24 protein-coding genes are annotated in these 22,973 nt (G+C 49.2%); 12 read left to right on the top strand and 12 right to left on the bottom strand.

Annotated features, from left to right (window positions below):
• Positions 1-541: 541 nt before the first annotated feature.
• The 5 genes from H6G89_RS29720 (at position 542) to H6G89_RS29700 (ending at position 4,590) form a co-directional block, all read left to right on the top strand.
• Entirely contained in the window at positions 542-1,366 is an 825-nt protein-coding gene (locus tag H6G89_RS29720) for a GNAT family N-acetyltransferase (protein WP_190513560.1), read from the top strand.
• A 1-nt stretch (position 1,367) separates the two neighbouring features.
• Positions 1,368-2,084 carry a phytanoyl-CoA dioxygenase family protein gene (locus H6G89_RS29715; protein WP_190513558.1) on the top strand — a complete coding sequence of 239 codons (717 nt, stop codon included), beginning with the start codon at positions 1,368-1,370 and terminating at the stop codon, positions 2,082-2,084.
• Positions 2,085-2,324: 240 nt separating this feature from the next.
• Positions 2,325-2,579: a hypothetical protein gene (locus H6G89_RS29710; RefSeq protein ID WP_190513556.1), complete on the top strand. Its 255-nt coding sequence runs from the start codon at positions 2,325-2,327 to the stop codon at positions 2,577-2,579.
• A gap of 23 nt (positions 2,580-2,602) precedes the next feature.
• Positions 2,603-3,580 carry a cysteine synthase A gene (locus H6G89_RS29705; RefSeq protein ID WP_190513554.1) on the top strand — a complete coding sequence of 326 codons (978 nt, stop codon included), beginning with the start codon at positions 2,603-2,605 and terminating at the stop codon, positions 3,578-3,580.
• A gap of 35 nt (positions 3,581-3,615) precedes the next feature.
• Positions 3,616-4,590, top strand: a complete 975-nt coding sequence (locus H6G89_RS29700; RefSeq protein WP_190513552.1) for a putative 2-dehydropantoate 2-reductase — start codon at positions 3,616-3,618, stop codon at positions 4,588-4,590.
• 75 nt (positions 4,591-4,665) lie between these two features.
• Here H6G89_RS29700 and H6G89_RS29695 read toward each other — a convergent pair whose 3' ends face one another.
• On the bottom strand, positions 4,666-5,043 hold the full coding sequence (locus H6G89_RS29695) for a VOC family protein (protein ID WP_190513550.1): 378 nt from the start codon (positions 5,041-5,043) through the stop codon (positions 4,666-4,668).
• 253 nt (positions 5,044-5,296) lie between these two features.
• On the opposite strand from H6G89_RS29695, the gene H6G89_RS29690 reads away from it, so the two are divergent.
• Positions 5,297-5,491: a hypothetical protein gene (locus H6G89_RS29690; RefSeq protein WP_190513548.1), complete on the top strand. Its 195-nt coding sequence runs from the start codon at positions 5,297-5,299 to the stop codon at positions 5,489-5,491.
• A gap of 80 nt (positions 5,492-5,571) precedes the next feature.
• Positions 5,572-6,327, top strand: a complete 756-nt coding sequence (locus H6G89_RS29685; protein WP_190513546.1) for a hypothetical protein — start codon at positions 5,572-5,574, stop codon at positions 6,325-6,327.
• Between the two features lie 82 nt (positions 6,328-6,409).
• On the opposite strand, the gene H6G89_RS29680 is transcribed toward H6G89_RS29685, so the two are convergent.
• From H6G89_RS29680 to H6G89_RS29670, 3 genes are all read right to left on the bottom strand, one after another.
• A complete protein-coding gene (locus tag H6G89_RS29680) occupies positions 6,410-7,297 on the bottom strand; it encodes a hypothetical protein (protein ID WP_190513544.1) in 888 nt (295 codons plus the stop codon).
• Between the two features lie 164 nt (positions 7,298-7,461).
• Positions 7,462-7,884 carry a type II toxin-antitoxin system VapC family toxin gene (locus H6G89_RS29675; protein ID WP_190513542.1) on the bottom strand — a complete coding sequence of 141 codons (423 nt, stop codon included), beginning with the start codon at positions 7,882-7,884 and terminating at the stop codon, positions 7,462-7,464.
• Between the two features lie 5 nt (positions 7,885-7,889).
• Positions 7,890-8,153 (bottom strand): hypothetical protein, encoded by a 264-nt coding sequence (locus H6G89_RS29670; RefSeq protein ID WP_190513535.1) that lies wholly within the window; start codon positions 8,151-8,153, stop codon positions 7,890-7,892.
• Between the two features lie 209 nt (positions 8,154-8,362).
• Here H6G89_RS29670 and H6G89_RS29665 point away from each other — a divergent pair, with 209 nt between their 5' ends.
• The 3 genes from H6G89_RS29665 to H6G89_RS29655 all read left to right on the top strand — a co-directional run bounded on the left by H6G89_RS29665 (position 8,363) and on the right by H6G89_RS29655 (position 11,723).
• A complete protein-coding gene (locus tag H6G89_RS29665; RefSeq protein ID WP_190513533.1) occupies positions 8,363-9,952 on the top strand; it encodes a DEAD/DEAH box helicase in 1,590 nt (529 codons plus the stop codon).
• A gap of 98 nt (positions 9,953-10,050) precedes the next feature.
• The gene (locus H6G89_RS29660; RefSeq protein ID WP_190513531.1) at positions 10,051-10,209 is read left to right on the top strand and encodes a hypothetical protein; all 159 of its coding nucleotides are present in this window, start codon (positions 10,051-10,053) and stop codon (positions 10,207-10,209) included.
• Positions 10,210-10,385: 176 nt separating this feature from the next.
• Complete coding sequence (locus tag H6G89_RS29655) at positions 10,386-11,723, top strand: LLM class flavin-dependent oxidoreductase (RefSeq protein ID WP_190513529.1); 1,338 nt, start codon at positions 10,386-10,388, stop codon at positions 11,721-11,723.
• An 11-nt stretch (positions 11,724-11,734) separates the two neighbouring features.
• Here the strand turns inward: H6G89_RS29655 and H6G89_RS29650 are convergent, their stop codons facing one another.
• A complete protein-coding gene (locus H6G89_RS29650) occupies positions 11,735-12,484 on the bottom strand; it encodes a Uma2 family endonuclease (protein WP_199336999.1) in 750 nt (249 codons plus the stop codon).
• 184 nt (positions 12,485-12,668) lie between these two features.
• Between H6G89_RS29650 and H6G89_RS29645 the strand changes: the two genes are divergently transcribed.
• Positions 12,669-13,715 carry an NADP(H)-dependent aldo-keto reductase gene (locus H6G89_RS29645; RefSeq protein WP_309230123.1) on the top strand — a complete coding sequence of 349 codons (1,047 nt, stop codon included), beginning with the start codon at positions 12,669-12,671 and terminating at the stop codon, positions 13,713-13,715.
• 156 nt (positions 13,716-13,871) lie between these two features.
• Here H6G89_RS29645 and H6G89_RS29640 read toward each other — a convergent pair whose 3' ends face one another.
• The 5 genes from H6G89_RS29640 to H6G89_RS29620 all read right to left on the bottom strand — a co-directional run bounded on the left by H6G89_RS29640 (position 13,872) and on the right by H6G89_RS29620 (position 19,832).
• Entirely contained in the window at positions 13,872-15,431 is a 1,560-nt protein-coding gene (locus tag H6G89_RS29640; protein ID WP_190513525.1) for a BamA/TamA family outer membrane protein, read from the bottom strand.
• A 995-nt stretch (positions 15,432-16,426) separates the two neighbouring features.
• Positions 16,427-17,026 carry a hypothetical protein gene (locus H6G89_RS29635; protein ID WP_190513523.1) on the bottom strand — a complete coding sequence of 200 codons (600 nt, stop codon included), beginning with the start codon at positions 17,024-17,026 and terminating at the stop codon, positions 16,427-16,429.
• Positions 17,027-17,079: 53 nt separating this feature from the next.
• Complete coding sequence (gene pyrF, locus H6G89_RS29630; RefSeq protein ID WP_190513521.1) at positions 17,080-17,799, bottom strand: orotidine-5'-phosphate decarboxylase; 720 nt, start codon at positions 17,797-17,799, stop codon at positions 17,080-17,082.
• A gap of 311 nt (positions 17,800-18,110) precedes the next feature.
• On the bottom strand, positions 18,111-19,346 hold the full coding sequence (tyrS, locus tag H6G89_RS29625; protein ID WP_190513519.1) for a tyrosine--tRNA ligase: 1,236 nt from the start codon (positions 19,344-19,346) through the stop codon (positions 18,111-18,113).
• Between the two features lie 321 nt (positions 19,347-19,667).
• Positions 19,668-19,832 (bottom strand): hypothetical protein, encoded by a 165-nt coding sequence (locus tag H6G89_RS29620; RefSeq protein ID WP_190513517.1) that lies wholly within the window; start codon positions 19,830-19,832, stop codon positions 19,668-19,670.
• A 265-nt stretch (positions 19,833-20,097) separates the two neighbouring features.
• Here H6G89_RS29620 and H6G89_RS29615 point away from each other — a divergent pair, with 265 nt between their 5' ends.
• Positions 20,098-21,963, top strand: coding sequence for a transglycosylase domain-containing protein (locus tag H6G89_RS29615; protein ID WP_441339455.1), 1,866 nt, complete (start codon positions 20,098-20,100; stop codon positions 21,961-21,963).
• Between the two features lie 115 nt (positions 21,964-22,078).
• On the opposite strand, the gene H6G89_RS35975 is transcribed toward H6G89_RS29615, so the two are convergent.
• Both H6G89_RS35975 and H6G89_RS29610 read right to left on the bottom strand, forming a co-directional pair.
• Entirely contained in the window at positions 22,079-22,210 is a 132-nt protein-coding gene (locus H6G89_RS35975; RefSeq protein WP_255519541.1) for a hypothetical protein, read from the bottom strand.
• Between the two features lie 233 nt (positions 22,211-22,443).
• On the bottom strand, positions 22,444-22,767 hold the full coding sequence (locus H6G89_RS29610; RefSeq protein WP_190513515.1) for a DUF1825 family protein: 324 nt from the start codon (positions 22,765-22,767) through the stop codon (positions 22,444-22,446).
• Positions 22,768-22,973: the final 206 nt, after the last annotated feature.

Below are 22,973 nucleotides of genomic sequence, written 5' to 3'. Positions count from 1 at the left end.
CTGCAATCAAAAAGTTGATGTAATCGTTCTCGTTGACTTTGGGTGGATTCATTCTTTGGTTTTACTCCAACTCCCCCTTTTTCTCAACTGCGTAACTCCTGTCTAACTTAACGGGGGCAGCCATCGTTGTTTATAGCCGTAGCCACATTTGATGGGGCGGGGGCGAGTCAGGAAGCTTTCCCTGCATAAGGGTTTGAGCCATTGCCTTTGCCTTCAGCTTTCTGACCAAAGCTATATATATTGAATCTCTTGCTAGCCCCAACGTGGGTGAGTTTCCAGTAATTGAAGGGATTTCTCAGTTTCTAGAGCTGAGCCTTACTGCGGGGACTCGTCCGGCACTCAAAGCCTTTTGAGAATGGGTGCGGAGGCAATCGTCGTAAGTATCCATTGCGAAACGGATAATGCTTTATAGATTTTGAATAATGACCAAGTTTAGTTGAAGAGTTTACCAAGAGTTAGATTATTCTCTTGGTGTCGATTAAGAAGTTCTCTAGGATAGCTCCAGGATGAAATACCTATCTCTTAAGCGAGTAACACAGCAGTGACTTTTAATCAGTCTGCACAGTCTACGAATTCTTCACAGCTTGCCCAACTTTTACTAGAGAGCGATCGCCTCTATTTTGAAATCAGTGCTCAGATTAAGCCTTATCCTGGAGCGGTCATTGCTGCAATGCCGACGTTAGCCCACACGGCAGCAGGCTGTGTTGCCCATCGAATCATGGATCAAGACCGGACAACATCCTGGCAAACCTGGCTCAAGGGATTAGAACACGAACTACAACACCTGGGTTGTGTAGCCCCTCGTCTTTATCTAGATACGCCCTTGTTAGATCTGGAGTGGATTCTTAAGGAACAGGGTTACATTCCTCAAATTGAGATTGGCTTTTTAGACCAGACGCTGCTTCAAGACAGGCAAACCACTCAAACAACTCATGTATCTGTAGCGTTAAGACCCGTGCTCACGGAGCATGACTGGCAACAAAAGGTCAAGCTCCATCAAGCGATTCAGGTGGGACCCGATGGACATGTCACCGATGCGGCGGATTGGGTCGAGCTAGAACGGCGCAAGTGCCAAACTGGACTGAGGATTTATCTTGTGTGTATTGAGCATGAGGTGTGTGGCTCAGTGGGGGCGATGGAAATCGATGAACTGTTGCGTCTCAAGAATCTTGTCATTCATCCCGCGTGGCGACGACAGGGGATTGCTCAAGCAACCGTCGAGGCACTCCGGCAGGAAGCACGCCGTTTGAACAAAGAAGCGTTGGGCTGTTTTGCTCTGCTGAACAGTGCAGGTCAGCGTGTATATGAGCGAGCAGGTTTGACGATGGCCACTCAACAGACAGAATGGCAGAAATCGGAGTTTTAACATGGTGATGTCTCAAACCACTCAATCGCGCCACTACTGGAAAAACGGTTATGTTGTTGTTCGCAATGTTTTCACGGCAACCGAGATCGACCAATTGCGAGCTGAGTGCGATCGCCTGAGTGCCCAAAAGAGTTTATTTTCACAACATATTCCAGAAGCGGCTACCCGCCAAAACTTGACGGGCGCAACGGTGTGCGATCGCCTTGATCCAGTGATTCACTGGTCTGGGCTGTTTCGTGCCATGGCTCACGATGCTCGGCTATGCGAGATCTTGCGCGATTTATTGAACGACGAACCGATTTTATTTAAAGACAAACTGATTCTCAAACCCCCTGGAACTCAGGGATACGGTTTGCATCAAGACTACGCCTACTGGGAAAAAATGGGGTTGCCTGCCGATGCGTTACTGACGGTGCAGATTGCGATCGATGCAGCGAATGCAGAGAATGGAGCGATCGCCCTTTATCCCGATCTACACCAACACCGCTTACCCGCTCCATCCGGTCAGCCTCAGGATGTTGATCCGACTGCTGTTGACCAGGCGGAAGAAGTTCTCATTTGTGCCGATCCGGGTGATATTGTCATCTTTCATAGCCTGACGCCCCATGCTAGTGCCCCCAATCGCTCTGATACCTCTCGTCGGACGCTCTATTTTATCTACAACAGCTCCGTCTGGGGAGATCAATATAAGGCGTATTATGGCGATCGTCTTGCATAGGGGTGAGGGTTAGGGGCATTCAGCATTAGGATTGTGCCCCACCAGGATTGTTGGCGCAGATTGTTGATATCGACGTATGTGACTGTGATGCAGCAACGGCTCAACAGCGGTTATAGCCGTAGCCACATTCGATCAGGCGGAGGCGAGTCAGGAAGCTTGCTTAGCATCCGGGTTTGAGCCATTGCCTGTGCCTTAAGCTTTCTGACCAAAGCTATACTCTCAGCAGTCACTGACGGACGGATGAAACCATCCCAACCTCCCCGCTTGACAGGACAAGTCCAGGCTCATGCTTCCTTTCCCGGTGCAGTTCAGCCTCCGCTTACAGCCAGTCTCCTAATTCAGCCAAGCTTAAACCCCTTGGCAAAAACGCCAATTGGAGGGACGACGCAATGCCCTACTGCCCGGATGGGATCTGCGGAGTTGGGTGAGATTGAGCAGCAGCTACAGCGGTGGGGCGATCGCAGTTTAAGGCAACTTCGCTTTAGAATCTGGTAAGGAACGCAGGTTAGGAATCTGGCATGGTAGACATCAAAGATGGATTTGTCGGTGCGGTTGGCAACACTCCCCTGATCCGGCTAAACAGCTTCAGTGATGAAACGGGCTGTGAAATTTTGGGAAAGGCAGAATTTTTGAATCCGGGCGGTTCTGTGAAAGATCGGGCGGCTCTCTACATTATTAAAGACGCAGAAGAGAAGGGGTTACTCAAACCGGGTGGAACGGTTGTGGAGGGCACCGCAGGCAATACGGGCATTGGCTTAGCGCACATTTGTAATGCCAAAGGTTACAAGTGCCTGATCATCATTCCCGATACCCAATCGCAGGAAAAAATGGACTTGCTGCGGACGCTGGGAGCCGAGGTGCGTCCCGTTCCCGCAGTGCCCTACCGTGACCCCAACAACTACGTCAAACTGTCCGGCAGAATTGCCGAAGAGATGGAAAACGCCATTTGGGCGAATCAGTTTGATAATCTGGCAAATCGGCGATCGCACTACGAAACCACGGGTCCCGAAATCTGGGAACAAACCGGAGGCAAAGTGGATGCCTGGGTTGCGGCAACGGGGACTGGGGGAACCTATGCCGGGGTTGCCCTATTTCTGAAAGAGAAGAATCCCGATATTAAGTGTGTGCTGGCAGACCCGATGGGCAGCGGACTCTACAGCTTTGCTAAAACGGGAACCATCAGCATTGAGGGCAGTTCCATCACGGAGGGCATTGGCAACAGTCGTGTTACCGCCAATATGGAAGGCGTGCCGATTGACGATGCGTTGCAGGTCGATGACCCCACCGCCATTCGCGTCATCTATCAACTCCTGGAGAAAGAGGGGTTGTTTATGGGCGGCTCTGTGGGCATCAACGTCGGTGCTGCCGTTGCGCTGGCGAAACAATTGGGTCCCGGACACACGATCGTCACGGTCTTGTGTGATGGGGGAACGCGCTATCAATCGCGCCTGTTTAATCGGGAGTGGTTGGCAAGCAAAGGGTTGTTGCCAGTCTAGAGGGTTGTTACCGCGTAGGAAAAAGGCGATCGCACATGGGACTGACATACGCCATTTTAGGAACCGGGGCACTGGGTGGCTTCTACGGAGCACGACTGCAACAAGCCGGGGCAGAAGTACACTTCTTGCTGCACAGCGACTATGAGCATGTGCGGGAGTTTGGCTTAGTTGTAGATTCCGTTGATGGTGACTTCAAGTTGCCGCAGGTCAACGCTTACCGCCGTGTGACTGATATGCCCCGCTGTGATGTGGTGGCGATCGCTCTAAAAACCACTCAAAACCACCTGTTGCCCGATCTGTTGCCTCCGGTTCTCAAGGAAGATGGCGTTGTGCTGGTGTTGCAGAATGGCTTGGGGGTGGAAACCAAAGTGGCGAGCATCGTTGGCAGCGATCGCGTCATTGGAGGATTGTGTTTCCTCTGCTCTAACAAAATTGCACCAGGGCATATTCACCACCTCGACTACAAGAAGATTGCGATGGGGGAGTATGCGCCTGATTACACCCCTGTTGGTGTGACTCAGCGGATGGAGGCGATCGCGGCTGACTTTGAGCGAGCGGGAATCCCCATCGAGCTTGCTTCCGATCTGTTTCTAGCGCGGTGGAAAAAACTCGTGTGGAATATTCCCTTCAATGGCTTGTCGGTAGTGCTCAACGCCACCACCCACGAGATGATGGCAGATGACCACACGCGATCGCTGGCAGAGCAGTTGATGCGAGAAGTGTTGGCTGGAGCCGCTGCCTGCGTGGAAGCCATGACTCCCGGCAGTAGTCGCTCCATTCCAGAAGAATTCATCCACACCATGCTGGATCACACGCTGAAAATGAAGCCCTACCGCCCCAGCATGAAGATTGACTACGATGAACACCGTCCGCTAGAGCTAGAGGCCATCTTCGGCAATCCCTTGAGAGCCGCAAAACAGGCAGGGTTATTCCTGCCGCAAATTGCAACGCTCTATCAGCAACTTCAGTTTCTCGATGCTCGCAATCGTCTTGGGGGAAGTAGAGAGTAGGGAGTGGGGAGTAGAGAGCGAGAGTGAAGAGTGGGCGGGAGATGGGTTAATGAGTATGTGGAGCAGAGGAGGCTGTTATGCTGGGCGGAATGCATGGAACCCCATGCCATTGCCTTCGGTGTCTTGAATCAGGGCGATGAAGCCAGGGTCACCAATGTCGGTCTTACCCATCAATACCTTGCCCCCATTTGGCTCCACGCGGGTCAGTGCCAGTTCCAGGTTCTCAACTGTTGTCAGATTGAGGTAGATCAAGGTTCCTGTCATGGAGGGAGTGAGGCGATCGCTTTTCACAATCGCACCGCTCACACTCGTCCCTTCGTAGGGAAAGAAGGCTTGCGGTTCTCCCATAAAGTCTGCTTTTTGAATCTCGACTCCCAGCACAGTGCTGTAGAAGTCAACGGCGCGATCGAAGTCAACGGCAGGAATTTCAAACCAATTCACGGCGTTCTGCATAACTATTCCTCGTTAGCGACCAGGACTTCTTCAGTTTACGGGAGAAAATAAAATAGTACAATAGTACTAAAGCAGGAAGCGATCTATATCAAGTGTTGAAGATTACCTCTGAAGAAGAGGGTAGATGAGATTTTGTAGCAAAGTGCTGAGGACTGAGGCTAAAAGGTAGTATGTCGCGTTTAAAAGTGTGGCGATGTCCCAACAAACTGTTCATTTGGGGTGCATCTAGTGATTGGGGGACTGAACCCAGCGAATGAATTCGCGGCTATTGGAGCGAAGTCCGCCTACGCGGACTGAACTCGCCGAGGCAGAACAACGATTTGAGCGATCGCTAAAACAGTTCTACAGTGTCCATAGCAACCGAGGGGCTGGTAAGGAATTTACGCATAACATATGCGAGTTTGAGGAGGTTGATGGGTTGCAAGAAGATTGGGAAATTGAGAGATAGGCGATCGCAAGTAAATACTTTTCGCTTAGTTTCCTCAGGTAATTGTTTGCGTCTGTAAATTAAGAAAACTGGAGGATTGAATGATTGATTTAGAAGAACGATTACTCCGTACTTGGGTTGAGGATTTAATTGAAAATGGCTTCGATGCTTATGCAGCACTTATAGTTGATGCAAAATTGCACTTTACTTATAGTGATAGTTTTGGCAATGATATTAATGGCTTGTTTGTCATTTTGCCTCGCGAAAATTACAAGAAAATTCAAGAGAACAATCCTATTAAGGAAATTCTTCTCAAAAGCTTTAATTTTATAGCCGAGGGGCATATATGGGATGATATGTCTGATTTTCCAGTAAAATTCAAAATGGATTTGCTAGAAGTAGAAGAAAACTGGCGCGATGTTATTAAACGTCTAATTACAATTTCCAAAGAAGTGAATCAAGGACTAATTACTGAAAAAGTATTCATAAGAGAAAGCAAACAACCTATCACATATAATGAAATAAAATTTGCTTCTCAATCGGAAGTGCGAATAGCACAGGAATTAGAAGTAGCTGAAGTTCTTTTCTTTCCTTTACCATTAGCAGTTAGATATGAAACAGGTAATATATATGAGGATCATCGAGAAGTAGATTTTTTAATTTGTCATCAAGGTACTTGGGGTATTTTGGAGGTTGCTTATCACCCCGATCGCTACGAGAAGGATAAAGAAAAAGATTTTTGGTTTAAGAAGTCAGGGATCTTATGCATAGAACATTATCCTGCTGAACGATGTTACAACAGACCCAAAGATGTAATTGATGAATTCTTGAAAGTTTTGGTTCAATATAAAAAATAGACTATCTGGGTTTTGGCTCTAAAAGAAATCCTTCTTTGCTAATAAGAATAATTAAATAAAATAATGATAAAAATGTAAATTATCAAGATAATAAATCTCTAAGATAGCCGATAACGCTTTCTGCAACTAATTCCTTTGAATTATCTGAAATACGGGGATTATTCTGCATCTCAGCAATATCAAAGATAGCAGAGCCAAGAAAGAAAGAGTTATGGCGTATAAGAAGTTTATAAAAGTGTTTGCTTTTATCTCCAATCATCACTTCATACGCTGATTCACTCACAGCAAGAGGTGATACATGTATATGATTCGATAAATATGTATCCATTGCTTCAAAAATTTTCTCAAGTTTATCTAAGTCTATCTTCCCGACTCCTGGTATTTCTTGATTTTCATGTATCCTCTCAAAAATTCTTCTATTAATAGTTTTTCTGTCTAAACAGCGCCCTTTGTTGTGCTTTAAAGTTTTACGGAATTTGTCTTTTCCTTGATTTATTAGATCATAAATTTCATAGCCTTCTAATGAAGATAGCTCTGAATAGCGGCGTTTAGCTTCATCTCTAAGACTCCGAATACTTTCTTTAATTAATTTAATGTCAAATTCCTCATACCTAAACTTTTTTTGAATTTCTTCGAGTTCTGATTCCTGATGAATTTTCATCAGTAAAAATCTAAGCATAGCCTCAGGTTCTTCTATTCTATCTATGCCAAAATAATAAAACGCCTCATAAATTTCCCCTAAACTTCTTGTCAAACAGGCGATAGCTGATAAATCATATGTTTTGCTCTCAATTGCTCCATCTTCAGGCAGTAAACTTAAGATGGTTTTTGAACGATTTCTCAACTGAAAGAACAGATCTAATGCCCATTTTTGTCTAGATTCAAAGTCCGATATTAATCCCGTGCCACTAATTTTATCGGCTATTAAAATTAATTCTCTGAAAGCGTTGTAATAATTTTGATAGTCCATCTCCAATATTTTTCCATCTTTATTGTTGACACAAACAGAATATATCAATGAATTTTAAGAATAACAATGATCGCCACTTTTCCTCACTCTTCATCGGGCACCTTCTGAATTGGTTGACTCAGCACAACTCCGTCTTCAAAGAAGCTGAGGATCTAACGGAATGATTAGGGATAGAAGACTCGTTCAAAGGGCTGATTTCGATAGCGTCGATAGATATCGAAATCTTTATCTAAAGTGGCGATCGCGGCAATATTCAAACGTTCAGAAATTACCACAAGGGACAAATCTGAAAAATCGGCTGGTAAATCAGCATATTGAGTATTCAATTCAGCAATCCGAGCAAAATCCTGAGAAGAAAGCGGTTCACATTCATAGATGCGATTGGCTAGATGCCGCAGAAATTCATTTTGAACTCGCCAATCAGTTGCTAACAACCACATCACTTCAGTGATGCAACCTTCCGTTGTAATTAATTGGCTTGTGCAGGTGGAGAAAAACTCAACTACCCGATCATGATAAGAGTCTGCTGAGTCATAAAAGGCAACTAACAAACCTGTATCTACTAGAATCTTCGGGCGGTAAGTCATGATCGTTATTGATGACTTTGCTTGATCCTCGACGCAATAATAGCTCTACGATTATCACGGTCTGACAAGTTACCCACAGAGAGCAAATGTTGGGGTACTCCTCCCATCCGATCCAAAACACTAACACTTGGCAAATTCTGAATTTCAGCATCAGAGGTTAAATTTCTCTGTTGCCTATCCTTAATGAACAGCAAAAAGTTTAAGACTTCTTCTATTAAGGAATCTGGAACTTGCCCAATTTCTTGAATGAGTCGCTCTCGTGCTGTCATCAAGTTTCTCCTCATACCAAACTCTCTTATGTTTACGTTAACAGCCCTTTAGCAAAAACCTCACCCCTAAATCCCCAGCTTCTTGATTTAGTCTGATCAATCCCAACGCATTTTCAGAGGAGAAGTCGGGGATCTGACTCCCTCCCCTCAAATGCTGTAAAATCGAGGACACTGTTAGTTCGTTTGTATCGTCGTAGCGATCGCCTTAGATGCACCTGAAATCGCCTGAGACACCGCTGCAACCGCCTACCCTGCGCCCTTACCAGATTCAACTGATTCGAGATCTGTATGCCAAATTGGGTGAGGGCTACAAGCGAGTGGCTGTGATTGCGGGGACGGGGGCAGGCAAGACCGTGATTGGCGGGCAAATCTGCGCCCATGCGGAGGCACGGGGTTGTCGGTTGCTGTTCCTGGTGCATCTGGATGTGTTGGTGGGGCAAACCTACGACAAGATGCGGGCGTTTGGGTTGAACTGTGGGTTTATCAAAGCCGGATGGAAGGAAGACCCCAGTGCCCCGATTCAGATTGCCAGCATTCAAACGATGGCAAAGCGGCAGTGGTGGCGCAAGTGGAAGGCGGATGTGGTGTTGTATGACGAAGGGCACACCACGGTTTTTAGCCAGATTGGGCAACAGATTTTGTATGAAACGCATCGTAGTGCCACCCATTTAGCCCTGACGGCAACGCCTTATCGGTTGGGCAAAGAGCAACTGGGCGACCACATGGAAACACTGGTGGCTTCCCCGGTGCCGTCCGAATTGCAACGGATGGGTTTTTTAGCCCCAATGAAATATTACGGGATGCCTGCGGATGGACAACTTGATTTAGAAGGAGTCCGGACGATCGCCGGAGACTATGACGAGCGCGAGTTGAAGAATGCATGCGATCGCCCCGAATTGGTGGAGCGGATTGTCGAAGAATGGTTTCGCCTTACGCCCGATCGCCGCACGATCGCCTTTTGTGTGGATGTGGAGCACGCTCGCCACGTGGCAGATGCCTTTCGTCTGGCAGGCATTCCGGCAGGTGTAGTGGATGGCAGTACGCCGATCAAAGACCGTCAGCGGCTTTACACTGATCTGCGGGATGGCAAATTGATGGTACTGACCTCCTGTAATGTGATCAGCATTGGCTTTGATGAGCCGAGTGTGGAAACAGGGCTATTGCTGCGCCCGACGCAATCACGCGCCTTACATTTCCAACAAATTGGGCGAGTCATGCGAATCTCGCCAAGCACCGGAAAAACCCACGGCACAATTCTCGATCAAGCCGGAAATCTATCTCGTCTGGGCTTTCCCGAAGATGTGCAGAGTTACACGTTGCCGACCAGCAGCGAACCGGGGGAACCGGGAGCCGCGCCTAAGAAACAGTGTCCCCTCTGCAATCTCGTCGTCCTGGCGTTTGTTACCGTCTGCCCCGATTGTGGGCATCAATGGTTAGTAGAAACGCAGGTGATCACAGAAGATCTGGTGGAAGTGGAGAACGAGATTCAGCCAGAATTAGCCGATGAGTCAGAACTGATTGCTTACTTTCACCATCAACGGCAAAAAACGTTTCGTGAAGGGTACGCGCCCAATTGGGCACTGCGAGCCTTTTATGAGAAGTATGGGGTAATGCCCAAAGACGATTGGTGTCTGGGTTCCACCTTTGGTATGAATCCAACTCTAGAAGACCGAGAGAATTACAAGAATTATCTGGGGGCGATCGCCCAACGGCAGGGCAAGTCAATCTCCTGGGTCATCAGTGAATTTCAGAAAGAGTTTGGCTCCCAAAATTGGCAGCAGGTGTTTTTGAAGAGTTAAAAGGTGCTGAGTTAGAGGTCAATGGTCAATGGTCAATGGTCAATGGTCAATGGTTAATGGTCAATGGTTAATGGTCAATGGTCAATGGTTAATGGTCAATGGTCAATGGTCAATGGTCAATGGTTAATGGTCAATGGTTAGTGGTCAATGGTCAATGGTTAATGGTCAATGGTCAATGGTCAATGGTCAATGGTCAAGGGTTAATGGTCAATGGTCAAGGGTTAGTGGTCAGGGGGCAAGGGTCAATTGTTACTTAAGGGGCTAAGGTTTTTGGCGATCGCATCTTACCCTTAAGACAAAATCCAGTTAAATCATCCATGGTCTGTAGGGGCAGGTTTCGTGTTAAATCCTTGCTGAGTTAAGGTTTTGCGGCTAAACCTGCCCGTACGATCAGTTAACGCAACACATGAGAAGCCTTGCAGATGGAGGGGGAATGAGCGCAGCAAAGCAATTAAAGTTAGGTGCATTCATGCGTCCCGTGAGCATCCATACTGCCGCGTGGCGTTATCCGGGTGCGATTCCAGATGCCAACTTCAATCTCCCAGCGTTGAAGCAATTCATCCAAAAACTGGAGCAGGGCAAGTTTGATGCCTTCTTTATGGCAGATCATTTAGCCGTTCTCAACATGCCGATCGCCGCCCTCAAACGCAGCCATACAGTCACCTCGTTTGAGCCGTTTACGTTACTCTCTGCCCTCGCCACCGTCACCGAACACATCGGGTTAATTGCGACCGCTTCGACAACCTATGAAGCACCCTATCACGTTGCTCGTCGCTTTGCCTCTCTCGACCATATCAGTGGTGGTCGTGCAGGCTGGAACATTGTCACCACCTACAATCCAGATGCAGCCCTCAACTTTGGGTTAGAGGAAGAAATTGAACATGGCGAGCGTTACAAACGGGCGCGTGAATTCTACGATGTGGTGACGGGTCTATGGGATTCCTTTGCTGATGATGCCTTCGTGCGAGATGTAGATGCCGGAATCTATTTTGATCCTGCCAGGATGCATGTTTTGAATCACAAAGGGCCCTATTTTTCGGTACGGGGGCCGTTGAATATCGCCAGACCGATTCAAGGGTATCCCGTGATTGTGCAGGCGGGTGCCTCAGAGGCAGGGCGACAACTGGCGGCTGAAACTGCTGAAGTCGTGTTTGCTGGAATTGGTAGCCTGGAGACAGGCAAGGCACTCTTTGCGGATATCAAGAGTCGTGCCAGGGCGATCGGGCGTGACCCCAACAGCATCAAAATTCTGCCCGGTGCACTGGTGGTTGTGGGCGAAACCGTCGAGGCAGCACAGGCAAAACTGGCACATCTCAACAGTTTGATCCACTACGACAGCGGCATCAACAGCCTCAATCTTGCTCTGGGTTACGACGTTTCGAGCTTTGACCCCGATGGACCATTGCCAGAGATTCCAGAGACAAATGGTAGTCATACGGGACGCGATCGCGTCATTGCCCTGGCTCGAAGCGAAAACTTAACCATCCGCCAACTCGCCCAACGAGTCGCCAGCTATGGTGGGCTAATCTTTGTGGGCACACCTCAGGCGATCGCTGATGAGATGGAGCAATGGCTGACCGAAGATGGATCAGACGGGTTCAACATCATGTTTCCATTCTTGCCAGAAGGACTGAACGATTTTGTCGATCAGGTAATTCCAGAACTGCAACAGCGTGGAATTTTCCGCAAGGAGTATGAGGGTAAGACCCTGCGAGAAAATCTGGGGTTGGCGCGTCCTGCAAATCGTTTCTTTACAACCGCCGAAGTCTGACGGGAATCTTGCTATTCCCCGTCTGGCTCAATTCCGAGCGATCGCAACCGTTCTGCCAACCGCTCTGCTCGTTGTTGGGCTTCTTCTGCTCGTTGTTGAGCGACCAGGGCTTGCTGTTGTGCCTGTAGTGCCTGTTGTTGGGCTTGCAGAGCGTCTTCTTCAGGGGTGGGTGCTAATGCTCCATCAGGGGTGAAGTAGCGCAGTTGCCCGTTGTGGCAACCCAGATACAGGTCAAGTGTCTCGCTCCAGAGCAGACCTGACTCCGTGGGAGCAATCGCCTCATACCGCTGGCTTACCAGACGATAGCCGACAAACTCCAGATTTTCTGGCGAAAATAGGAAGTATTCATGGGTGCGGAAGCGATCTTGATAGAGTTCCTTTTTGAGTGTGCGATCGACATCGGCTGTAGAACTTGAGAGCAACTCGATAATCAGGTCAGGATAGCGACCATCCTCTTCCCACACAACCCAGGATTTGCGGGGACGCTTCTCCGTCTTTTTGACCAGAAAGAAATCGGGTCCCCGAAAGTCACGGTTTTTAAGCTGTTGACGACTGAAGTAGATACTCAAGTCAGCCCCTATAAAGAAATCAGTGCGATCGCGCCACAACCATTCCAGACATGCCACTAACAGAGCCAGTTGAGCATAATGCAAAGAACTTTCTATCTCTGGCTCATTGCTCTCTAATTGAGTTGCATCGGGCATTAAGTCAGCGAGTTGTTGAGCGGTCAACACCATAACGATTTCCTCGCAAATGGTCATATCTCAAGCATAGGAGATATTCAGGTAGAAGCAAAAAGATGAACAGCAACCCAGATCCCCGGCTTCTTCTGTATAAATTAAAGGGGATTGAGTCAAGTTGGTTGAGAAGCCGGGGATCTACTCCATCTCCATTCAACAACGCTGGATCTTTTAAGGATCACAATTGACAAATGACGATTGACAAATGACTTATATGCAATATAACCAACTTGGGGAAAGCGATCTGAGGGTTTCAGAAATTTGTCTGGGCACGATGACCTATGGGCATCAAAATACACTGGAGGAAGCGCATCAACAACTTGACTATGCGATCGCCCAGGGAGTGAACTTCATTGATGCAGCGGAGATGTATCCCGTGCCACCACGGGCTGAAACCTATGGCTTAACCGAGAGCTTCATTGGGGAATGGTTGAAGCATCAACAGCGCGATCGCCTGATTGTTGCTACCAAAATTGCAGGTCCGGGTCGTAGCATGAAATGGATTCGAGATGGAGCTAAGGCGATCGACCGCGATAATGTGAAACAAGCGGTAGAGGATAGTTTGCGGCGATTGCAGACTGATTATATTGACCTCTATCAACTCCATTGGCCCGATCGCTACGTGCCTCTATTTGGACAGACGGTTTACGACCCAACCAAAAATCACGAAACAGTTCCCATTGAGGAGCAGTTATCGGTGTTTGCAGACCTGATTCAAGCAGGTAAGATCCGCTGCATTGGGTTGAGTAATGAAACCCCCTGGGGTGTTTGCCAGTTCAGCCATCTTGCTCAGCAATTGGGCTTACCCAAAGTTGTGTCAATTCAAAATGCCTATAATCTGATCAACCGCTCCTTTGAGTGGGGATTGGCTGAGACATGCGATCGCGAAAACGTTCCCCTACTCGCCTACAGTCCATTGGGGTTTGGTTTGTTGTCAGGCAAGTATGTCAATAAAACCCCTGAAAAGACTCGCATCACACTGTTTCCAGGGTTCGGACAACGTTATCTCAAACCTAATGTGAATGAAGCAGTGGCTGAATATGCAGCGATCGCCACTCGATGTGGTTTGAGTCCTGCTCAACTGGCGATCGCGTTTGTCAAAAGTCGTTGGTTTGTTGCCAGTACGATCATCGGAGCTACCACATTAGAACAACTCAAAGAGAATTTAGAGAGTATTCATGTCACTCTGACAGATGAGATTCTGACGGAAATCAATGCAGTCCACACACGATATCCCAATCCGGCACCGTAAGAAAAAAGGATAAAGGCTGAAGGATAAAGGATAAAAAAAGAAGGAAATCGAGGGATGATTCAATATTGGGCCAGTCCCTCAATCTCTAGCTTTCTATATCTTCTGCCTCTCTCTTCTCTCTTTATCCTTCAGCCTTTATCGTTTATCCTTTCTCCCTTAGAACCGTTCGCTGGTGGTGAGGTAGAACACGGTGTCTCCATCCACGCCGAAGCCTAGCTCAGCCCGGATGGGGCCAAAGGGCGATCGCACTCGCAGACCGACACCAAAGCCTAATCCATCACCGGGTTTGTCGCGCACTTCTCCGGGTTCACCGATGACATCTTCTCCCGAATCTAAGTCATTGGCATAATCGACAAACAGGGTGCCGCCAACGGGGATCTCTTCATCTCGGAAGTTGAAGGAGAAGATGGGGAAGCGGTATTCAACGGTTGCCTGGACAAAGCGGCTCCCTGTGCCGATATCTCCCTTGTCAAAACCGCGCACCGAGTTGACCCCTCCCAGGTTAAAGCCTTCGTAGGAGGGGGTATCACCGATAATCACGCCACCTTGCACGTTTAGAACCAGGGTGCGAGGACCTTCATCAAAACCAAACAGGGAGAAAGGGATGAATCGGGTGTAGTTGGCACTGAGGCGGTTGAAGGCGATGCTGCTATCGCCCAGCGTGATGCCTTGATCCATACCTAACCGCAAGATAGAACCCGTTGTAGGGTAAATCCGGCTATCTCGAAAATCCTGTACAGCAGCGATGTTGAACGTTAACAGGTCATCAATGCCATCGCTATCAACGGTCAGCCGATTACCAAATTCATCAATGGGTTCAACGTCGTCCGTAAAGATGTCATCTCGTACGGAGACTCGCTGATAGGAAAGACCGATCGCCGAGTTAAAGCGATCGCCCAGGGGTACGTAAACTTCAGCCCCCCCACCCAGGCGGTGAATCCACATTTCTTCCTGGTTAGGCAAGTCTACATCGCGATCGCCCTCCCGATAAGCAGGGAAGTAAGAGCGTTGGTTAAAAAGATTAACTCCGAAGCCAGTCCGAGGTGTGGTGATGTTACTGGGTTGACTAATAAAGCCCAGATCAAAAGCGAGAATGTTAGCTCCCCCTTCGATCTCAAGAGCACCTTCTCCTCCAAAGATAGGTCGCTCTAGTCGCACGATCGCTGACACACCTCCCGATCGATTAGAACCGGGAAGGACGGTGCGAGGACGAGTGGCTCCCTGGAGTGCAGTTGGCACTGGCATCCGTCCCCCAACTCGGAAGGTAAAGGAGTTGCCATCCAGGTTATATAGATCAGAACGGCTCCACTGGGCGACGGCACCCGGATCATTGGCTTGAGCTAAATCCCCGATTTCAGTAACGGCAACGGCAGGTTGGGCAGGAGCGATCGGCTGTGCTTGTAAGTCTCCAGCGGTTGTCGAGGGTTGTTCAGTATGCAGTTCCTCAAGCTGGGGAATTGCGGTTTCAACAACGATGGGCTGTGGGTCTACTGAGGCAGCGATCGCCGCTTCGGGTGCATTGGCCGTTTCCGACACAGTGTTGGTCGCTACGCCGGGTGTAGTGACATCGGATTCAAGCCGTTCTGCACCTTGAGACGTAGAAACCTCAGTCGTTTGCCCCCAACTTGCTGTCGCAAATAATAAATTTGCAGACAGAGTTCCAATCGTTAAAAGCAAGCCAAATACAAAAGTAGATGGATAACGTGATGCCTGCATTCTGTTTCTCCTCACGAAATTACAGGGCAAAGATGCTATGACAACCGTCGAGACGGCTAGGCAGAGGGATGAGATGTCGCCCACAGTAAGGGGTTTCATCCGTGTACTCCGTCTTAACTAACCGTTTGACTCGGTATGAGCAAATCTTGAATAAGATTTAGCCCTAGAATGCCTCAAAAATCGCAGAATGCACCCGTTATAACTAAAAATGTTCAAATTTCTTCTTGTCGTACCTGAAATCTCTGACATAAGCTGACTTTTGCAGAGGTGTGAAATGCTTTTGGATGGGTGCATCTGACGGTTAGGGAGTGGCGGTTAAAACCGCAGACTTCGGCGTGAGCTCAGTCGAACGCTACCAAAACACAACCTGCCTACGCAAGTTCAAAACCTCAGCTCGCGTCGGCGAACTTCGCCCCAATAGCCGCGAATTCATTCGCCAGGTTCAGCCCCCCAATTACTAGATGCACCTCTTTTGGATTTATAGCAACTGTCGAGACGGTTAATACAAGGGATTGTGGGAGTTGCTCCCCTAGCCAGGGATTCCACCTCTGCACCCCGTCGTAACCAACCCCTCGGTTGCTATAGCCATGAAACATGTCATGCAGGAAGTACACTAAACCTCTTATATCGACAGTCACAGACAACGTTAGGACTGATGTACTCAACCCTAATATTTGTCGCTTATGTGTCGGATTTGTATTGGTTGTGCTTGCGATGCAAAAAACTGTTGGTCAGTTTCCAGAGCAATGATTGTGGCAAAGCTATTTTAGTTCCCGCGTTGCTAAGTACTGTGATTCACAGATAGGGTTTGGAAATAAAACCAGGGGGGTGTGGGGGCTGCGCCCCCAGCCAGGGGTTCCACCCCTGCACCCCGAATTCCCACCCTTATTTACGACGAGTTGTACTAAGTGCATGAATACTGCATCAATGTTGAATGATTCACTCATAGATTGTTTTATGGGTACTCATTCCATGGGCACTCATTCCATGGGCACTCATTCCATGGGCACAATGTCGCCTGCTCGACAATCGCGCAACCATTCTCGGATGCCCTGAGCGATCGCCCCCTGGCTGGTGTCTTCGGGAGGTGAGGGGGGCTGAGGGACAGTGACATAGCCTCCAGAGCGAGAGAGCATGGTAACCAATTGCCAACCCTCGGAGGTTTCGGTCAAAAAGATCCAGTGATAGTTTTGCTGTCGCACGATGGTGTTAGCAACATATCGCCGTTCCAGTGTGGTGAAGAAAACCTGCTGCACTTCGTCATCGGGCAGGGTTGGAACGTATTCACCTGGTCCCAGGCTCAGGGGTGCAAATTCGGGATTGCCTGCAATCAACACATAACCTGGAGGGACGTAGGTTCGTTCTCGGCGGCGCGATCGCTGAATAGCCCGATTGGTATAGCTCGGTAAATCGCGCAATAGCGGCGGCATGATTGCTGCGACCGTTGTAGGGCAGGTGGCTGTGGGTCGCACATAGGTTTCTTCAGAAGCGATTGCCCCGGTTGCCCCAACTCCATTGGCGACGATCCAGCCCAATCCCCCGGCGATCGCGAGTCTGATTGTGTGTTGCCACTGCTGGTGTAGCGTCTTCATCATGTGCTACTCAAACCTTTACAAGGGTTTGTCAAAACGTCCCTAATTCCCACTCCCTATTCTCTACTCCCCAACTCATCACAAATTCGCTGGAAAGCCGCAACTGGATCAGGCGATTGAGTGATTGGTCGTCCGATCACCAGATAATCGGCTCCGGCTTCGATCGCTGCACTGGGACTGAGCGATCGCTGCTGATCTCCGGCGTCTGCCCATGTAGGGCGTACCCCCGGACAGACGAGCAAAAATTGGTCGCCACAGACCTGTCGCAGTTGAGCCACCTCTTGGGGAGAGCAAACCACCCCTGCTAGCTGACTGGCTTGCGCCAGTAACGCCATTTGCACGACGTAATCGGGTAACTCTAAAGGAATTTTGAGCTCAAACGCGAGTGCTCGTGAGTTCAAACTGGTGAGCAGTGTAATCCCTAACAACTGAGGAGGAGTGTGTCCTGCGGCACTTGCCCCTTCGTGAGCGGCTGTTTGAGCAGCCGTTAATGCGGTATGCCCTGCGGTAATGTGAACCGTCAGCAGGTCAACTCCATACTTTGCAGCCGCTCGACATGCCCCTGCCATTGTATTGGGAATGTCGTGAAACTTGAGATCCAGAAAAACTCGTTTTTGCCGCTCCTTTAACGCAGTTAAGACCGTTGACCCTGAGCTGACAAATAGCTCCAATCCGACCTTCCAAAACGTCACCTGCGGCAATTGGTCGATGAGGGCGATCGCCTCTGTGTCAGTCGAAACATCGAGTGGAACGATAATGCGATCGGATGGAAGCATAGAAGAGGAAAAAAGAAGATGAAAAAGGAAAAAAGAAGGTTAAAGAGAGTCAATGGTCAGGAGTCAATCGTTAATAGTCAATCGTTAATAGTCAATCGTCAATCGTTAATTGACCAGAGCAAATCATTAGTCAATCGTCAATCGTTGATCGTCAATTGACCAGAGCGATCAATACAACTACAGATACCAGCCTCAACCCCTGACCATTAACCATTAACCATTAACTATTAACCATTAACCACTGACCATTAACCATTAACCATTAACCATTAACCATTAACCATTAACCATTAACCATTAACCCCTGACCCCTAACCCCTGACTAATCGAACAAACCGATTTTTGCCAACTTGCAGCACTTTGCCATTCAAGGCATCGACGGTTTCAAAGGCGAGGTCTACATTATCAACGCGATCGCCATCCAACCGCACGGCTCCACCCTGAATTTGGCGTCGTCCTTCACCGCTGCTCTTACACAAGCCTGTGGCACTCAGCAGGTAAAACAGTTTTACAGGAAATTGCACATCCGCCAGGGAAAATTCAGGCACAGCATCGGCTTGTTTGGCATTTCCCTGTACCAGTGCCAGGGCTGCTTTTTGTGCCTCCAGTGCTGCCTCATGCCCGTGATATTGAGTCACCACTTCGAGAGCAAGCAGTTTTTGGCGATCGCGTGGGTTTTCTGGCAGTTTATCTAGCGGTAGGTTGGTCAACAGTTCAAAGTACTCTTGAATCAGCGCGTCGGGCACTTTCTCCAGCTTGGAGTACATTGACAGGGCATCTTCGGTTAACCCGACGTAGTTGCCCAGCGACTTCGACATCTTTTGCACGCCATCCGTGCCCACCAGAATCGGCATCAACAAGCCAAACTGCGGTCGCTGCCCAAAGTGGCGTTGCAGGTCGCGCCCGACGGCCAGGTTAAATTTCTGGTCGGTGCCCCCCAGTTCCACATCAGCTTCCAACGCTACCGAGTCATACCCCTGCATCAGGGGATACATGAACTCGTGCAGGTAAATCGGGTTTTCTTTGGCGTAGCGTTCAGCAAAGCCCTCTTTGGCCAGCATTTGTCCAACGGTGGTAGTTGCCAGCAGTTCCAAAATATCGGCTAGATTGAGCTTTGAGAGCCACTCGGAGTTGTAGCGAATCTCTAACCGTCCTGGTGTGTCAAAGTCAAGAATGGGGCGTACCTGATCCAGATAGGTTTGGGCGTTGGCAGCGACCTGTTCAGCGGTAAGTTGGCGACGAGCCTCCGATTTGCCTGTGGGGTCGCCGATGCGGGCGGTGAAGTCGCCGATCAGGAGAATAGCCGTGTGCCCAGCATCCTGAAAGGCTCTCAACTTGCGGAAAACAATACTATGACCCAGATGAATCTCGGAACCTGTGGGATCAATCCCAAACTTGATTCGCAGGGGGCGATCGCTTTTGACAATGCGCTGTTCCAGATTTTCATCGGGGCTTTGAGACTCAGGTTGATTTGGGAAAATTTCATGGGTGCCCCGATGCAACCAGGAAAACGATTTCGTTAAGTTTGATGGGTGATCCAAAGCCATACTTGGCAAATATCCGGCGAATTTCGTTACACTCTCTGATTAAAGAGCAACTCATGATAACAAACTATCTTGAGTGCCCAGTAATCGACTCTAATGGTGGACTCCAACGATTGACCCCAGTGATTGAATCCTGATTTAGGAGCCAAGCTACTATAATTGCAAGATTCGCCCTACATCATCCGATGATTGGCTCAATTTTTGAGTTTGAAGGCAATTCAGTAGGGGTTATTCCTGATTCTGGGTGAAGTTCGTCGTAGCCAATTCGTACCACGAATTACAATTCATTAGCTACTGATCTAGCTGCTGAGTTGCTGTAGTCACTCACGTCAGGACGAGGTGTAGCGGTAAAGCCCTGGTTGGAGGCATTGCCATTCCATCTTCCTCTGCTCTCGCTTTGGTGGCGATCGCGATATTAGCCGTTATAGTTTTATTGAGTTGGGTCTGGAGCGGTGGATAGATTAATTGGGCGTTGATTCTGGTTGGCATTGATTCATTTGCGTGTTGAGGGATTGGAACTGCCGTGTCATCGAATACAAGACAAACACAACCTGAACGTCGGAAACCATCTCCTGGTCAAAAGCCGCCTGCGAGTCAACGCAAGCCTCCCACTCCTCCCCCACCGCCGACGGGGCAGCGTCCTGTGCCCCCACCACCGCCACCCCCCAATCCCAAACCGCCTGCTCCCAAGCGACCCCCCACAAGCACCTCAAAGAGGTCGCCCGGTCAACAGCAATCTGAAGATCTTGCTCCGGTGTTTCAGTTTGTGCAAACGGTCGGTAAAGTCACCGCAGGCACCATCCTGGGGATCACGATGCTCACTAGCTCTGTCATTGCAGGTGGGTTAGTGGGACTGGCAATCAGTTTTCGCAACCTGCCGGATGTGCGCGTTCTGCGGAACTACATTCCGGCTGAGACAACCTACATCTACGACATCAACGGCACGCTACTCGATAGCATTCACGATGAGGTCAACCGGGAAGTCGTAGACCTGAACGAGATTTCGCCCGACCTGAAGCGGGCCGTCCTGGCGATCGAAGATAGTTACTTTTTTTCTCATCACGGCATTAACCCTACCAGCGTAGCCCGTGCCTTTCTGACAAACCTGGAGGAGGGGCAAACGGTTGAGGGGGGTTCGACGCTGACGATGCAGTTGGTCAAGAACTTGTTTTTGACGCCGGAGCGATCGCTCAGTCGGAAGGTGGCAGAAGCCGTGTTGGCACTGCGTCTGGAGCAGATCTTCAACAAAGACCAGATTCTCGAAATGTATCTGAATCAGGTCTATTGGGGACACAACACCTACGGAGTACAAACGGCCGCTGAGAGCTATTTCAACAAACCTGCCTCCGAACTGACCCTGGCAGAATCCGCTATGATGGCGGGTCTGATTCAAGCCCCAGAGAGCTTTAGCCCGTTTATCGACTACCAAACTGCCAAACAACGACAGGCGATCGTCCTCGATCGGATGCTCAAACTGGGTTGGATTACGCAACAAGAAGCTCTAGAAGCCCGACGGCAACCCATCCGTTTGGGCAGTGTAACCTCCTTCCGTGCCAGCAGTGCGCCCTATGTAACCGAGGCAGTCGTGCAGGAGTTAAACGATCGCTTTGGTCAAGATGCTGTTGCCAAAGGTGGAATGCGGGTTCAAACCACCATTGACCTGAAGTTGCAGCGAATCGCGGAAGACACAGTGCGTCGAGGCTATCGGGCGATTCGGCGACGTGGACTGGGAGCCGATCAGATGGCATTGGTGGCGGTTGATCCCCGCACCCACTTCGTGAAGGCGATGGTCGGTGGCGTGGACTACAACCAGAGCCAATACAATCGAGCGATTCAGGCACTCCGTCAACCGGGGTCAGCGTTTAAGCCCTTTGTCTACTACGCGGCTTTCGCGACTGGGCGGTATGCCCCTGAAACAAGCATCGATGACAGCCCCGTCAGCTATCCGGATGGGTATGAAACCTATTCACCCCAAAACTATGACGGCAGTTTTTCAGGCCCGATGTCCATTCGAGCCGCATTAGAGCAGTCGCGTAACATTCCTGCGGTCAAGCTGGGGCAAGCCGTGGGAATTAACCGTGTTATTGAAATTTGTCGCACATTGGGTATCAACAGCCCCATTGAGCCTGTGACCTCGCTGCCTCTGGGGGCAGTTGACCTGACCCCGCTTGAAATGGCAGGGGCTTACGCAACCTTTGCTAGTGGTGGTTGGCACTCCGACACTACGATGATCGTGCATGTCACCGATAGTCGGGGACAGGTGTTGCTCGATAATACTCCCCGTCCTCAGTTAGTCCTTGACCCCTGGGCAGTGGCAGCCCTTAATGACGTGTTGAAGGGCGTTATCACTCGTGGAACAGGGACAGCCGCGCGTCTCAGCCGTCCTGCGGCAGGGAAAACGGGAACCACGTCTTCAGAGCGAGATATCTGGTTTGTCGGGTATGTGCCTCAGTTGGCAGTGGCAGTGTGGGTTGGCAATGATGACTATACCCCAGTCGGCATCGGGGCGACTGGAGGGGGGTATGTTGCTCCTGTTTGGCGAGACTTTATGGTGCGAGCACTGCAAGGCGTACCTGTTGAGGACTTTCCACCGCCATCTCGCTTTCCTCGACCGAATTGAAGGGTCAATGGTTGATAGTCAGTGGTCAATGGTTAATAGTTTAGTCAATGGTTGATAGTCAGTGGTCAATGGTTAATAGTCAATAGTCAGTAGCAACTTTTCCTCAAAGCCTGGGTTATGGCAAGTCGATTGACCACTGACCATTGACGCTTGACTCCTCAGTTACCTTCTCAACCTCAAACTTCACTTGGCCATTAACCATTAACCATTGACCATTGACTAATGACCATTGACGATTGACTTCCAAGTCACCTTCTCAACCTCAAACTGCAATTGACCATTGACCATTAACCATTGACGCTTGACTCCTCAGTTACCTTCTCAACCTCAAACTGCAATTGACCATTGACCACTGACCATTGACCATTGACCATTAACCATTGACTAATGACCATTGACCATTGACTTCCAAGTCACCTTCTCAATCTCAGACTTCAATTGACCATTGACCACTAACGATTAACGATTGACGATTGACTTCTAAGTCGCCTTCTCAACCTCAGACTTCATCCGCTCCAGTGTCCGATTCATCTGGTCGAACATTTGCTGTGGAGTCACACCAAACTGATTCAGTTGAGTCTTGAGTTGCTCGACTGTCATCTGCGCCATGAAGTCTTCTGACAGCTCAAATCGCTTCATAAAGACCCGATAGCGATCCATCATCGCCTCCATCTGTTCGATAAACAGCAGCTTGCCTTCACGGTCAAACTTGCCATAGTTGCCGCCTAGACTCATCAACGATTGATAGTCTTCAAACAACTGTCTTGCTTCTTGCTGAACAATTTCAGAGTCAAAGAATCCCATGGTTACAACGTGATCGCGATCGCTTCTATAAGTTCACTCAATTTGCAAGACCACCATTTCTCTTGCAAACGAGGAACGGTGCGCCTTACATCCATCCTAATTCTAGAGCGAACTGAAGTTAGTCCAAAGTTCGGAAATTGCGACAATTGAGGGTGGAAAAGGCGATCGCAACCAGATGAGAATATGAGTGTGTGATGCGATCGCGG

The organism is Oscillatoria sp. FACHB-1407 (assembly GCF_014697545.1).
In the GTDB taxonomy this organism is placed as follows: domain Bacteria; phylum Cyanobacteriota; class Cyanobacteriia; order Elainellales; family Elainellaceae; genus FACHB-1407.
The sequence above is the reverse complement of the archived record's forward strand: the minus strand, read 5'-3'. Positions and strand labels throughout refer to the sequence as shown.